This is a genomic window from Arthrobacter sp. MDT1-48-3 (assembly GCF_054511015.1).
The window spans coordinates 652,043-665,579 of the sequence record NZ_JBTNDL010000001.1; the positions used below are offsets into that span (position 1 = coordinate 652,043).

The following is a 13,537-nucleotide window of genomic DNA, read 5'->3' on the forward strand; positions in this document are numbered from 1 at the left end:
TCCTAGACTGGAGGAATGACTGCAACCCTCGTGGCGAAGGACCTGTCCGGGGGCCACGCCCACCGCACCCTCTTCTCGAAGCTCGACCTCACCGTCGCGCCCGGGGACGTCGTCGGGGTGGTCGGGGCGAACGGTGCCGGCAAGACCACGCTCCTGCGCCTGCTCGCCGGCGCGGACGCGCCCCTCGCGGGCACCGTGCGCACCACCCCACCCGACGCGTTCGTCGGCTGGCTGCCGCAGGAGCACGAGCGCCTGGACGGTGAGACGGTCGCAGCGTACATCGGCCGCCGCACCGGCACGACGGCGGCGACCCTCGCCATGGAGGACGCCGCTGCGGCGCTCGGCAGCGGGCTGAAGGGCGCCGACGACGCCTACGCGGCCGCGCTGGACCACTGGATGGCCTCCGGTGCCGTGGACCTCGAGGACCGTATGCCGTCCGTCCTCGCCGACGTCGCCGGCGGCATCGACCCGGCCACGGCGACCACCGCCCTCTCCGGTGGGCAACTCGCCCGCGTCGCCCTGGCCGCGCTGCTGCTGAGCCGCTTCGACGTCGTGCTGCTCGACGAACCCACCAACGACCTCGACCTCGCCGGCCTCGAGCGCCTCGAATCCTTCATCCAGAACCTGCGCGGCGGCGTCGTCCTCGTGTCCCACGACCGCGAGTTCCTCGCCCGCTGCGTCACCACCGTCGTCGAGCTGGACCTCGCGCAGAACAGGGTGGCGGTGTACGACGGCGGCTACGACGCCTTCCTCAAGGAGCGGGCCGTCGCGCGGCGCCATGCGCGCGAAGCGTACGAGGAGTACGCGGAGAAGAAGCAGGACCTCGTGGGGCGGGCGCGGACGCAGCGGGAATGGAGCTCCCAGGGCGTCCGCAACGCGATGAAGAAGAGCCCGGACAACGACAAGATCCGCCGCAGGGCCAGCATGGAGTCGTCCGAGAAGCAGGCCCAGAAGGTCCGCCAGATGGAGTCGCGCATCGCTCGGCTGGACGAGGTCGAGGAGCCGCGCAAGGAGTGGCAGCTGCAGTTCACCATCGGCGCCGCGCCGCGGTCGAGCTCCGTGGTGGCGACGCTGAACAACGCATCCGCCACGCAGGGCGGATTCACGCTCGGTCCCGTCTCGCTGCAGGTCAACGCCGGCGAGCGCATCGGTATCACGGGCCCCAACGGCGCGGGGAAGTCCACGCTCCTGCGGCTCCTGCTGGGCCACCAGCAGCCCGACGGAGGGGTGGCCACCCTCGGATCGAGCGTGGCCGTCGGCGAGATCGACCAGGCGCGCGGACAGCTGGACGAGGCCCTTCCCCTCGGCGCCGCCTTCGAGGCACTGGTGCCGGAGCTGTCCCAGGCCGAGGTGCGGACCCTCCTCGCGAAATTCGGCCTCAAGGCCGATCAGGTGCGCGCCGTCGTCGGGTCCCTCTCCCCCGGCGAGCGCACCAGGGCCGGGCTGGCCCTGCTGCAGGCACGCGGCGTGAACCTCCTGGTCCTCGACGAGCCGACCAACCACCTCGACCTCCCCGCGATCGAGCAGCTCGAGGACGCCCTCGAGTCCTACACCGGCGCACTCCTGCTCGTGACGCACGACCGCAGGTTGCTGGAGAACGTCCGGCTGGACGAGCGCTGGCAGGTGGCGGACGGCCGGGTGACGGCGGGCTAGGCGGACCGGCGAGCGAGGCGGGACGACGGGCCAGGCGGACCGGCGTCCGATCCTCCGACGCGCGCCCCGTCCCCCCTCCCGGCCTTCCCGGGCCGCACCACTGATCCCGTTTCCGTGACAGCATGGAGACCGGGGCGGGAACCACCGCCTCCCGGACGATGGGTGCCGTACCCGGTGTGCGACAAGACGGCCCAGGGAGAGAATCATGGCCTGGATCGTCCTCGTCGTCTCCGGAGTCCTCGAAGCCGTATGGGCCACAGCCCTCGGCAAGTCGGAGGGCTTCAGCAGACTCGCGCCCACGCTCGTGTTCGGCATCGCGATCGTCGCGAGCATGGCCGGCCTGGCCTACGCCATGCGGACCCTGCCCGTCGGGACGGCCTACGCCGTCTGGGTGGGGATCGGCGCGGCCCTCACCGTCATCTATGCGATGGCCACCGGCACCGAGCCCGCCTCGCTGCTGAAGATCGTGTTCCTGCTCATGATCGTCGGGGGCGTCATCGGGCTGAAGCTGAGTCACTAGCCCCGGCCCGATCGGCGGCACCCGGACGGCCCCGCAGGAGCGGATGCTGCGGGACGCCGGTTTTCCTCTGCTTTTTCCGCAATGCCTTGAGGTGGGACCGTCCGCTTGCGCCAAAACTGAGCGCGACAGACCGGTTCAGTTGAGGTGCGTTCGGGAGGATTGAGGAAGGCTCAGCTGGGGGCCGTGACAAGGAGTTGAGCACTATGCAGAGCGACGAGACCCTGACGGCGATGGAGTTCGCCGGACTCTCCTCCTACGAGTCCTGGATGCACTACTGCAACATGGGAGGCTTCACGGACTACTTCGAGTTCGATGCCTACCTGCACGGCGTCTACGCCCTCGACGCGGGGGATGCCGACCTCGTCTCCCAGGCGGTCAACGAGCTCATCGACGACGTCACCCCCGGCGAGGACGCCCTGCTCTGCCGCGCCCCCTACTCCTGGACGCCCGCGCTGCGCCACCTGCCCGGGGAGGCGGCTGAGTCCGAGGACGTCGACGGCCCGATCCAGGTACCGGTGGACGACCTCGTCGGCCCGCACTCGCCCACCACCTTCGGCTCGCGCTTCCTGACCGGACTCGACGTCAGCGCGCTGGCCGGCCGTCCCGGCATCCCGCTGCCTCCCGGCGCTCCGCTGGAACTGCTCGGCGAGATCCTCGACAGCGGCGTCATCGGCCGTATCTTCTCCGGCCGGCGGAACTAGCGCTACCGGCCCGGTTCCCGCTCGAGCGCCTCGTCGTGCTCGGCGTGCGCCCGGCGGATCATCTCCATGAACTCCGTCTCGTTGCGGATCAGGCGCTTGTACTTCTCGGGTAGCTTCCGGAGGTCCGCCTCCTCGGCGCACAGCCTCGCGAAGATCTTCTCCCGCTCGTCGATGTCCGTCTCGTAGGTGAGGTCCAGGTATTCGACGGCGTGGCGCTTGGCACCTGAGATGGCGTTCTTCGCCTTGCCCTTGGGGCTCAGCACGGAGGCCAGGACGGTCACGACCAGCACGCCGAGGATGACGCCCAGCGACAGGCCCGTGCTGATCTCGACGACGTCGACGTGCTCGCCGTTGTTGATGAAGGGCAGGTTGTTCTCGTGCAGCGCGTGGAGGATCAGCTTCACGCCGATGAAGCCGAGGATCACCGCGAGGCCGTAGGAGAGGTAGATGAGCCGGTCCAGCAGCCCGTCGATGAGGAAGAACAGCTGGCGCAGCCCCATGAGCGAGAACGCCGTGGCGGTGAAGACGATGAAGGTGTTCTGGGTGAGGCCGAAGATCGCCGGGATGGAATCCAGGGCGAACAGGATGTCGGTGGCACCGATGGCCACCATGACGAGCAGCATCGGGGTCAGGACGCGCTTGCCGTCCTCGACCGTGAACAGCTTGTCGCCGTCGTAGTGCTCCGACGCCGGCAGGAAGCGCTTGGCGAGCCGGATGATCACGCTCTCGTCGTCGTCGTGCCCACCCGGCTTGAGGAGGTTCCCCGCGGTCAGGAGCAGGATCAGGCCGAAGATGTAGAACACCCAGGCGAAGCTGTTGATGAGGGCCGCGCCGAGGAAGATGAAGCCGGTCCGGGCGATGAGCGAGAAGACGATGCCGAACAGCAGCACCTTCTGCTGGTCCGCGCGCGGCACCCGGAAGCTCGACATGATGATGAGGAACACGAAGAGGTTGTCGACCGAGAGCGCCTTCTCGGTGACGTAGCCGGCGAAGTACTCGGTGCCCATGGTGGGCCCGCCGAGGACGAGGACGCCGACACCGAACAGCAGGGCGATCCCCACGTAGACGGAGGACCAGATCGCCGACTCGCGCAGGGTCGGGGTGTGGGCCTTCCGGACGTGGAAGAAGAAGTCGAACACGAGCAGCCCCACGATACCGATGACCGTGGCGGTCCAGACGAAGAGCGGTACTTCCATGCTGCAGGCCTCCTCGAAGCGTGGTGCCGGCGCGGTGCCGATGACCCGCGGATCCGGTGGTGCACGTAAGGGTAGCCGCCGCGCCTAGACTGGCGCAGTCCGTACCCCGATGACGAGGAATGCCATGAGCCCGATGATGCGCGCTGCGGTGCTTCGCTCCGCCGAACTGCCTGCTCCCTACGCCGGGAGCAACCCGCTCGCCCTGGAGACGGTTCCGGTGCCCGAGCCGCGGCCCGGCGAGGTCCTGGTGCGGATAACCCGGGCGAGCCTCTGCCACTCGGATCTGTCGGTGATCAACGGTTCGCGTGTCCGCCCGCTCCCCATGGCCCTCGGCCACGAGGCGACAGGCGTCGTCGAACGCGTGGGCGACGGCGTCACCGACGTCCGCGACGGCGACCACGTGGTCCTCGTGTTCGTCCCCGCGTGCGGAGCGTGCCGCGCGTGCTCGGCGGGGCGGCCGGCGCTCTGCTACCGGGGGGCGGAATCCAACGGGAGCGGGGACCTCCTGCACGGACCGGCCGTCCTGCGCACCACCGACGGCGAGCGCATCAACCACCACCTCGGTGTGTCCGCCTTCGCGGAGTACGCCGTCGTGGCCCGCGAATCCGTGGTGGTGATCGACCGCGACGTGCCCTTCGACGTCGCCGCCATGTTCGGCTGCGCCGCCCTGACCGGCATCGGCGCCGTCCTCAACACCGCCGCGCTGCAGGAAGGGCAGTCCGTGGTCGTCTTCGGCCTGGGCGCGGTGGGACTGATGTCGGTCATGGCGGCAGCCCAGGTCCCCGGGACCACGGTGATCGCCATCGATCCCCTCGCCGCCAAGCAGGACCTCGGCCTGCGCTGCGGCGCGTCCCTCGCGGGAACACCGGACGACGCCGCCGGCCTCGTGCGGGAGGCGACGGACGGTGGTGCCGACGTCGTCATCGAGGCGGTGGGCAGTGCCCGCGTGCTGGAGGCCGGACTGCAGCTGCTCGCACGCGGAGGTGCGGTGGTGTCCGTCGGCCTCCCGCATCCGGACCAGCAGATCACCGCACAGGCCCTCCAGTTCGCCGGCATGGGGCGGCGCCTGCTCGGCTCCTACATGGGTGACGCCGTACCCGAGCGGGACATCCCCGCCTACCTGGACCTGTGGCGGCGCGGCCTGCTGCCCGTCGAACTGCTCCACACGGATACGCACCCCCTCGAGGATCTCAACGAAAGTCTCGACGCGCTCTCCGAGGGCCGCGTGGTACGACGGATCTTCACGCTCGGCAAGTGATTTGTTGCCGTGGGGACCAAAACCCGGTCCGTGCGTACGATGACAGCTGCACGTCTATCCAGAGGAGAACGACAATGCAGCAACGCACACTCGGCGGTATCACCGTCAGCGCCCTCGGACTGGGCGGAATGCCCATGTCCATCGAGGGACGCCCCGACGAGGACCGTTCCATCCGCACCATCCATGCAGCGATCGACGCCGGGATCACCCTGATCGACACCGCGGACGCGTACCACCGCGACGCGGACGAGGTGGGCCACAACGAGGTGCTCATCGCGAAGGCACTGGCCACCTACGGCGCCGACAGCTCGTCCGTGCTGGTTGCGACCAAGGGTGGCCACCTGCGGCCCGGCGACGGCTCATGGACGCTGAACGGTCGCCCGGACTACCTCAAGGAGGCCGCGAAGGCGTCCCTCAAGCGCCTCGGCGGTGACGCCATCGACCTGTACCAGTACCACCGTCCGGATCCGGAGGTCGCCTACGAGGATTCCATCGGTGCCCTCAGGGACCTGCTGGACGAGGGCGTCATCCGCATGGCCGGCATCTCGAACGCCACCGTGGACCAGATCCGGCAGGCGAACGAGATCCTCGGCGGCCGGCTGGTATCCGTGCAGAACCAGTTCTCGCCGGCCTTCCGGTCCAGCGAGGACGAGCTGAGGTACTGCGGCGAGAACGGCATCGCCTTCCTGCCGTGGAGCCCCCTCGGCGGCATCAAGAAGGCAGGCGGACTCGGCGAGCACTTCACGCCGTTCCAGGAGATCGCCGACAGGCACGGCGTCAGCCCCCAGCAGGTATGCCTGGCCTGGGAACTGGCCCTGTCACCCACGGTTCTCCCGATCCCCGGCGCGTCGCGGCCCGAGAGCGTGCAGGACTCGGCACGCGCCTCGGACCTCGAACTCTCGGCCGACGAGATCGGGACGTTGTACGGCACGAAGTAGGCCCGTTCCCGCACACGGAGATGCCCGCACCCGCCAGGGGTGCGGGCATCTCCGTGTCGTAGGGGCGCCGTTCCCGGTCGGGGCCGGACCGCCCCGGGAGGGCCCGCCGGCACCGCCCCGACGACCGGAACGGGGGCTAGCAGCTGCCCTGCCCGTCCGGCTGCAAGGCGACGGCGCGGACGGGAGCCCCGTCCGCCCCGGCGAGGGCGAGCGGCAGCACGGAGACGACGGGCTGGTCCCAGGTCACGGCGGCGAGACCTGCGAGGTTCTCGATGATCACGCCGCCGGCCCCGAGCAGTGCCGTGTGGAACGGCAGCCGTCCGCCGTTGCGCAGGGTCGAGTCGGGATTGAGGGTGTCCACGCCGACCACCGTGATACCCGCCGCGAGCAGCCGTTCGGCCACCTCGGGCGCCAGGACGGGGTGCTCCAGATAGTGTCCGCTGCCGAACCAGGCGGACCAGCCGGTATGGAACAGCACCATCGCCTGGCCCGTCAGGTCCTGCAGCTGGCCCTCCACGGAGGCCCAGGTGATGATCTCGTGCGGAGCCAGGCCGGTGCACCGCACGATGCGTGCCGGCCCCACCAGCCGGCCGAGGTCGATGTCGTCCACGGCCTGCCCGCCCGCGATCGAGTGGAGGGGCGCGTCGAGATGGGTGCCCGTGTGGGACCCGGCGTGGAGCGAGGCCACCTGGTACCCGTCCTCGGCGACCGTCGCGACGGTGGTCAGGACGACCTCCGGATCACCCGGGTAGACCTGCATCCCGGTATGGACGGGCTGCGAGAGGTCAACGATCCGCACGGACGCCCTGCTCCTCCGGGAGATCCAGGAGATGGACACGCGGGTGCCCGTCGCGGCTGATACGTCGTGACGCCGCCGCCCAGGCGAAGTAGAGCAGGGCGGACAGCACGAAGGTCGGGATGGTCGCTCCGATCGGACTGGGGACGACATAGGTGAGGAGCAGCGATGCGCCGGCTCCGAGGAGCCAGACCAGGACCGCGGCCACGTTCACCCCCCCGGTGTACCAGTACTCACCGCCGCTGGCACGGAGGATGTCCCGGCCGTAGTGGCGGGAGCGCACCACGTAGTAGTCGACGATCATGATGGCGAAGACGGGGATGAACAGGGCGCCGATCACCGTCAGGAAGGCCGTGAACTGGTTCAGGAGCGCGAGCCAGGTGGAGCCGAGGATCGAGATGACGCCGAGCACGATCGCGGTCGGCAGGAACGTGACGCGCCGGGAGGGCACCATGTTCACGACGGAGGCCACCATGCCGTAGACCACCATGGTGTTGGTGGCCATGACGGACAGGAAGATCACGACGGCGAGCGGAGCACCGAAGGAGGCGACGATCACGGTGGGATCGAACGGCACGGCCTCCCCGCCGTCGAGCACCACGTAGCCGATGGCCGTCGCGCCGAGCGTCATGGCGAGCACGGTGGAGAGCATGTACCCGATCCCCGAACCGATCATCCCCGCCGACTGCGTGCGCGCGAGGCGGTTGAACTCCGCGGACAGCACCGTCCAGGAGATCGCCGTCGCGATCACGACGTCCAGGGCGGCGACACCCGTCCAGCCCGCTGCCGTGTCCTGCGGGATGGCGGTGATGTCCGCGGGGCTGTAGGCGAGGAACGCGGTGGTGAAGATGTAGGCCATGAAGGCGAGGATCACGAGGGCGAGCCACGGCTCCACGCGGGCGATCCCGGTGTGGCCGAAGATCGCCAGGCACACCACCAGCAACTGGCACAGCACCGAGAAGAGGACGGGGCTCGAGAACCCGGTGGCCTGCTCGACGAGGAAGTTCACGGTCACGCCGGCGAGCATCGCCTGCACCCAGCTCCAGCCCATGAGCGTGATGACGTTCGCGGCCACCGGCAGGAAGGACCCCCGCAGCCCGAAGGACCCCTTCGTCAGGGACATCGTCGCCAGGCCGGTGCGCGTGCCCATGTTGCCCACCAGGACCAGCACCGAGCCGCCGATGAGCGTGCCCAGCACGATCATGGCGACGGCGAGCGGCCAGCTGATGCCGGGGACGAACAGGGTGCCGGTGAGGAGGGTGGTGACCACGAGGTTCGCGGCGAGCCAGATCATGCCCATCCGGGCCGTACCGAGCGTGCCGCGCAGTGGGCCGTAGCCGTCGGAGTTCCGGTCGAGGTGGTCCGACAGGCGTCGGTAGGCCGAGGTGGGAGGGGTTCCTGCCGTCATGGTGGTCTTACTTCCGGTCGTCGTGGGGGGTGGGGCTGAGGTGTTCGTGGAGCGCCGTGATGGTGCCGTCCGAGCGGCGGAAGACGATCGTCTCGCGCTCCCGGGTGGTCTCCGACTCTCCGGCGGTCTCCGTGGTGGTGCGGACGTCATGCGTGAAGACCGCCACGTCCCCGAGCAGCTGCACGCGCCGGTCGCTGCTGGAGCAGTCCGTCACGCGCCACCCCACATCGAGCCACGTCGACCACAGCTGCTCGTAGGCGGCCCTCGACCCGAGCCTGCGGTCCTCGGTGTGGAAGACGAAGGTCGCGTCCTCGGCGAAGCAGGCGAAGTATGCCTGCGTGTCGGTCGCACGGAAGGCCTCCACGAGAGCGTTGGCCGCGTGGAGCACGTCCTCCTCCGTGAGATGTGCATCGGTCATCGAGCGTTGTCCCTTCCACCGTCACCCTCGGGTTGCCCACAGGTGAACATTTGTTGTCCAGTGAGTGTGTGTGACGTGGGCGACGTTGTCAACGGAGCACGGCCTCGCCGTCGGCCGGGGAACGCCGGACGGCCTCCCCCGCATTGCTAGGGTGAGGGCATGTCACCGAACCCCGTCGCCCTCATCACCGGCGCCTCCCGCGGTATCGGCCGCGCCATCGCCGACGAGCTCGGCTCCACGCACCACCTGCTGCTCGGCGGCCGCGACCTCACCGCCCTGGCGGACCTGTCGTCGTCGTTCCCGTCCGCGGAACCCTTCGCGGCGGAACTGCGCGACGCCGGGCAGGTGGCCGCCGCCGTGGCAGGGATCCCGCGCCTGGACGTCCTCGTCCACTCGGCGGGCGTGCTCCGGATGGGGCCGGTCGCGGAACTGTCCGACGATGCCTGGCGCGAGAGCTTCGAGGTCAACGTGTTCGCGGTCGCGTCCCTCACGCGGGCGCTGCTGCCGGCACTGCGCGCCGCTTCGGGCCAGATCATCGCCATCAACAGCGGGTCCGGGTACACCTCCGGCGCCGGGTCGGCCGTCTACAGCGGGACCAAGTTCGCGCTGCGGGCCCTCACGGACGCGCTGCGGGAGGAGGAGCGGCCACACGGTGTGCGGGTCAGCTCCATCCACCCGGGCAGGGTCGCCACCGACATGCAGGAGGAACTGCATGCATGGGAGGGCAGGGACTACCGGCCTGAGGCATGGATTCGCCCGGACCAGGTGGCGAAGGCCGTCCGGCTCGCCGTCGATGCGACACAGGAGTCGGCGATCGAGACCCTCAGCATCCGGCCCTCCGGCATCACGCTCGGCTGACCCACACTCCAGCGGCGGCAGCCGACCGGCACAGGTCCTGCGTCCAGGGCCGCTAGCCGACCACTCGGGGCCTGCCGAACTGCGTCTGCACTCCCGGGGAGAACAGCACCGACTCCGGCGGACCCTCGACCCGGAGCCCCGCCGCACCGAGCAGTCCGTCGTCGAACTCGGTCAGCGTGGCCGGGTGGAGCGGCCAGGGGGAATGGGTGTTGGGGATGTAGAGCGTCCGGCCGGCCAGGGTGCTGTGCAGGCCGAAGCGGGCGGTGAGTTCGAGGGACAGGACGTCATCCGCGGTGCGCTCCAGCTCGGGGCGGGCGACGAAGCGGGACGTCGCCTGCCGGCGGTACCGGACGACGTCGTACCCGTACTCCCGCTGCGCACCCCCGCCCCGCTGGAGCGGTGCGCATCTCGACCACACGTAGGGGATGCCGCCCGCCCGCGCCGCGAGCACCACGGCGAGGCGGGACGCGTCGAGGGTCACGAAGACCACGCCGCGCGTACCGTCCGGGCCCCGCGAGTAGAGCCGCACATTGATCTCGGTGAAGGACCCGAGATGGGGCACGGGCAGGCCCCGCCCGAGCCCGGCTCCGACCATCCGGAAGCCGATCAGCCCGACCCAGGACGAACCGTCCACCACGTCCGGGGTGACGCCGGGCGGCATGAAGCGCTGCACGGCGTCAGCGGCGATCCGCCAGTGCAGGAACACGGCATCCGCCCAGAACTGGTCCATGATGACGGGCGACGGCAGGTCGGGGGCGAGCTGCCAGCCGGGGTCCCGGCCGTCCGTGGTCACGACAGGGGCTCCCCGCACTCGTCGCGTTCCGCCGCGAAGCGGTACCACTCGGGCAGCGCGGCCGTGAAGGCCGACCGGATGTCCGGGTCCTCGGCCACGGTCCAGTCCACGGCCGCGCCCACCTCGGGTTCCACCTTGTTCCACTCGAACCAGTTCACCATCCGCAGCTGCGGGAAGTGCTCGTGCACGGCCGGGTCGAAGACCTGCTCCCACCAGGCACGCTTGATGTTCAGTGTGCGGAGCCCGCCGATGTCATCCGTCACGAGCGCCGCGGTCTCCGGGATGGCGACGGGCTTGCCGTGGTCCACGCCGTAGTCCGCGTAGAAGTCCGGCAGCATCGATTCATCGCCGTTGCTGCCGTGGTAGGTCCCGGTCAGCTGATCGGTGAACTTGCCATCCTCCGGCATCTCGCTCTCCCCCCACGGATAGGTGCTCCCCCAGTGATACAGGGACATCCCCACCCAGTCCACGGCGTCGTCGCCCGGGTAGTACGGCGCGTAGGGGTCGTCGAAGGCCGTCAGGAACCCGTCCGCGGTGGTGTCGAGCTCCGCGAACCCCGTCGCGCCGGGGAGTGCTTCGTAGGTGCCGCCCGCGAAGGGGTAGCCGCCGGCGTAGTTCGGCGCCCACATCATGGCGGAGCCGGGCGCGTCACGGTGGACGGCGTCGGCGACCCGCCGGAAGGCGGCGATGTACTCGCCGGGCTGCTGTCCCCACGGGTACCACGAGCCGTTCATCTCGTGCGCGAAGCGCACGATCACCGGGACACCATTGGTGTTGAAGTCCGCAAGCATCGCTGCGAGATCATCGGCATGCTGGCCGGTCACCGCCTCCAGGCCCTCCATCGGTTCGAGAGTCAGCAGCAGCGTGCCGCCGTTCTGCCGCAACTGTTCCGCGGCCGACGCGATCAGACCCGGATCCTCCTCCCTGAACGGGAAATCCGCGAACGTCACGGCGACCGCGGGACGCTCGCCGAGCTTGTCCGAGTACTCGGCGAGCGTCTCCCTGCCCCATTCGAGATTCACGCCCATGAGCGTGCCCTCCGTCGGAGCGAGTTTCCGCCCGTCGACGACCTCGCAGGGGACCGCCGAGGGATTGATGTTGCATGCGCACAGGGCAAGGAGGAGAAGCACGGTAAGCATCCGCGCAAGGTGTGAGACCACGGAGCCAATCTACAACCGGATCGGCGGCCCGGCGTACCACCCCCGCCGCCGCTGCTAGAACGCGTAGCGGATCCGGCAGTAGGGCAGCTCGGCCGAGGCCAGGCGGAGGAGCTCGTCGAGATAGCCCCGCTTCTCGTAGGCGATGTACCGCACGTTGGTGAAACCGTTCTGGGATCGCTTGGTCTCCTGCAGGTCCGGGCGCCAGAGGATCTCCTCGGCCTGCGGGTGCCAGCCGAGGTTGACCTCGTGCAGCTGCTGGTTGTGGGTGAGGAAGATGACCTCCGCGGCGAGCTGCTGCTTCGCCGCGGGCGAGAGCGACGCGTCGAGTTGGCGGAAGAGCTCCCGCCAGTCCTCCTGCCAGCCCGGCGTGATGATGACCGGCGAGAAGTTCACGTGCACCTCGTAGCCGGCGTCCACGAAGTCGTTGATGGCGGCGATCCGCTCCGCCACCGGCGTCGTGCGGACGTCCACCGTGCGCGCGAGTTTCTCGGGCATGAGCGAGAAGCGGATCCGGGTGCGCCCCTGCGGGTCCCAGGTCAGCAGGTCCCGGTTCACGTACTTGGTGGCGAAGGAGAGCTTGGCCGTGGGCAGCTCGCGGTAGAGGTGCACGAGGTCGCGCACGTTGTCGCTGACGAGCGCATCGACGGAGCAGTCGCTGTTCTCGCCGATGTCGTAGACCCAGGCGTGGTCGTCGCACTGGTTCGGCTCCAGCTTGAGGCCCTGCCGCGCGACGTGTCGTTCGAGGTAGCCGCCGATCTGGTCGATGTTGGCGAAGACGGTGATCGGGTTGCTGTACCCCTTGTGGCGCGGCACGTAGCAGTACGCGCAGGCCATGGCGCAGCCGTTCGCGGTGGAGGGGGCGATGAAGTCGGCGGATCTGCCGTTGGGCTTGGCGGTGAGGGTCTTCTTGACGCCGATGATGAGCGCCTCGGTCTTGATGCGGACCCAGCGACGCACGTTCGCCTCGTCCCCGCTGAGTTCGGGGATGCGCCAGTGGCTCGCCACCTCGACGACGTCCGCCTCCGGCCAGCGCGCGAGAATCTCCTGGCCCCGGGGCAGCGCGGCAGCGGCCGGCTCGACATAGATCCTGCTGATCTGGAGCAGCTTGTTGGCCTGCAGCATGCAACCCTTCGTGTCGGTGGTGTGCGGCCAGAGTATCGGCCGCCACCGACACTTCCGGGCGGGAGCCGCGCGCCCCTAGAGTGGCAGGATCGGCGCCGCCGGCGCACCCGAGGGAAGGGAATGGTCATGGCGCAGCTCCTCACGCAACCGACGGAGGAGGATCCCCGGGCCTTCGTCGACGCGATCGCGCACCCGGTCCGGCGGGCCGACGCCGTCGTGCTCCTCGACCTGATGGGCCGTGCGACCCGGGAACCCGCCGTGATGTGGGGACCGACCATGATCGGTTTCGGGAGCTACCACTACAGGTACGCCTCCGGCCACGAGGGGGATGCCCTGGCCGTGGGATTCTCCCCGCGGGCGTCGGCGCAATCCCTGTACGGGCTGCTCGCCGCTCCCGGAGCGGAGGCGCTGCTGCCGCGCCTCGGCAGACACCGGCGTGGTGCGGGCTGCCTGTACGTGACGTCCCTCGCCGGGATCGACCTGGACGTTCTCGAGGAGCTCGTGCTGCGTGGGCACGAATTCCTGGTGACCGGGGACTCCGCCTCGTCGGACCCGTCCCCGGCGGCATCGATGGGCTCAACCGCCGGCACGGTCGGCCCCGCGACGACGCCCAGGATCCGCACACCCCTGATCACGGGACCGCGGGGATCCCGGCGCCACGCGGTCCCCGCCGTCGAGGAACAGTAGTACACTAATTATCAGTACGCACCTGTTCG

The 13,537-nt window shown here is 69.7% G+C and carries 14 protein-coding genes and 1 riboswitch; of the genes, 7 read left to right on the top strand and 7 right to left on the bottom strand.

What is annotated here, in order from left to right; all coding sequences use genetic code 11:
* Positions 1-15: 15 nt before the first annotated feature.
* From ACX80L_RS03170 to ACX80L_RS03180, 3 genes are all read left to right on the top strand, one after another.
* A complete protein-coding gene (locus ACX80L_RS03170) occupies positions 16-1,653 on the top strand; it encodes an ABC-F family ATP-binding cassette domain-containing protein (RefSeq protein WP_459287605.1) in 1,638 nt (545 codons plus the stop codon).
* A 128-nt stretch (positions 1,654-1,781) separates the two neighbouring features.
* Positions 1,782-1,849, top strand: a riboswitch (guanidine-III (ykkC-III) riboswitch).
* A 9-nt stretch (positions 1,850-1,858) separates the two neighbouring features.
* A complete protein-coding gene (locus ACX80L_RS03175) occupies positions 1,859-2,173 on the top strand; it encodes an SMR family transporter (protein WP_133081366.1) in 315 nt (104 codons plus the stop codon).
* A 203-nt stretch (positions 2,174-2,376) separates the two neighbouring features.
* Complete coding sequence (locus tag ACX80L_RS03180) at positions 2,377-2,874, top strand: hypothetical protein (protein ID WP_459287607.1); 498 nt, start codon at positions 2,377-2,379, stop codon at positions 2,872-2,874.
* Positions 2,875-2,876: 2 nt separating this feature from the next.
* Here the strand turns inward: ACX80L_RS03180 and ACX80L_RS03185 are convergent, their stop codons facing one another.
* A complete protein-coding gene (locus tag ACX80L_RS03185) occupies positions 2,877-4,070 on the bottom strand; it encodes a TerC/Alx family metal homeostasis membrane protein (protein WP_133081368.1) in 1,194 nt (397 codons plus the stop codon).
* 136 nt (positions 4,071-4,206) lie between these two features.
* Here ACX80L_RS03185 and ACX80L_RS03190 point away from each other — a divergent pair, with 136 nt between their 5' ends.
* Entirely contained in the window at positions 4,207-5,328 is a 1,122-nt protein-coding gene (locus ACX80L_RS03190; protein WP_133081596.1) for an alcohol dehydrogenase catalytic domain-containing protein, read from the top strand.
* A 74-nt stretch (positions 5,329-5,402) separates the two neighbouring features.
* Positions 5,403-6,266, top strand: coding sequence for an aldo/keto reductase (locus tag ACX80L_RS03195; protein ID WP_459287609.1), 864 nt, complete (start codon positions 5,403-5,405; stop codon positions 6,264-6,266).
* A gap of 136 nt (positions 6,267-6,402) precedes the next feature.
* On the opposite strand, the gene ACX80L_RS03200 is transcribed toward ACX80L_RS03195, so the two are convergent.
* Genes ACX80L_RS03200 through ACX80L_RS03210 form a run of 3 tightly spaced genes read right to left on the bottom strand, consistent with a single transcriptional unit; the run spans position 6,403 to position 8,888 of the window.
* Complete coding sequence (locus ACX80L_RS03200; protein WP_459287611.1) at positions 6,403-7,065, bottom strand: cyclase family protein; 663 nt, start codon at positions 7,063-7,065, stop codon at positions 6,403-6,405.
* Positions 7,052-8,470 (bottom strand): purine-cytosine permease family protein, encoded by a 1,419-nt coding sequence (locus ACX80L_RS03205; protein ID WP_459287613.1) that lies wholly within the window; start codon positions 8,468-8,470, stop codon positions 7,052-7,054. Before ACX80L_RS03205 ends, ACX80L_RS03200 begins: the two co-directional genes overlap by 14 nt.
* A gap of 7 nt (positions 8,471-8,477) precedes the next feature.
* Positions 8,478-8,888 (bottom strand): YybH family protein, encoded by a 411-nt coding sequence (locus tag ACX80L_RS03210; protein ID WP_459287615.1) that lies wholly within the window; start codon positions 8,886-8,888, stop codon positions 8,478-8,480.
* A 159-nt stretch (positions 8,889-9,047) separates the two neighbouring features.
* Between ACX80L_RS03210 and ACX80L_RS03215 the strand changes: the two genes are divergently transcribed.
* Positions 9,048-9,746 (top strand): SDR family oxidoreductase, encoded by a 699-nt coding sequence (locus ACX80L_RS03215; protein WP_208740057.1) that lies wholly within the window; start codon positions 9,048-9,050, stop codon positions 9,744-9,746.
* 52 nt (positions 9,747-9,798) lie between these two features.
* On the opposite strand, the gene ACX80L_RS03220 is transcribed toward ACX80L_RS03215, so the two are convergent.
* The 3 genes from ACX80L_RS03220 to ACX80L_RS03230 all read right to left on the bottom strand — a co-directional run bounded on the left by ACX80L_RS03220 (position 9,799) and on the right by ACX80L_RS03230 (position 12,818).
* On the bottom strand, positions 9,799-10,476 hold the full coding sequence (locus tag ACX80L_RS03220) for a YqjF family protein (protein ID WP_459288080.1): 678 nt from the start codon (positions 10,474-10,476) through the stop codon (positions 9,799-9,801).
* Between the two features lie 59 nt (positions 10,477-10,535).
* Positions 10,536-11,678: a glycoside hydrolase family 26 protein gene (locus ACX80L_RS03225; RefSeq protein ID WP_459287617.1), complete on the bottom strand. Its 1,143-nt coding sequence runs from the start codon at positions 11,676-11,678 to the stop codon at positions 10,536-10,538.
* Positions 11,679-11,753: 75 nt separating this feature from the next.
* The gene (locus ACX80L_RS03230) at positions 11,754-12,818 is read right to left on the bottom strand and encodes a spore photoproduct lyase family protein (protein WP_133081598.1); all 1,065 of its coding nucleotides are present in this window, start codon (positions 12,816-12,818) and stop codon (positions 11,754-11,756) included.
* A 129-nt stretch (positions 12,819-12,947) separates the two neighbouring features.
* Between ACX80L_RS03230 and ACX80L_RS03235 the strand changes: the two genes are divergently transcribed.
* Positions 12,948-13,508: a DUF1801 domain-containing protein gene (locus ACX80L_RS03235; protein WP_459287619.1), complete on the top strand. Its 561-nt coding sequence runs from the start codon at positions 12,948-12,950 to the stop codon at positions 13,506-13,508.
* The last annotated feature ends 29 nt before the right edge of the window (positions 13,509-13,537 follow it).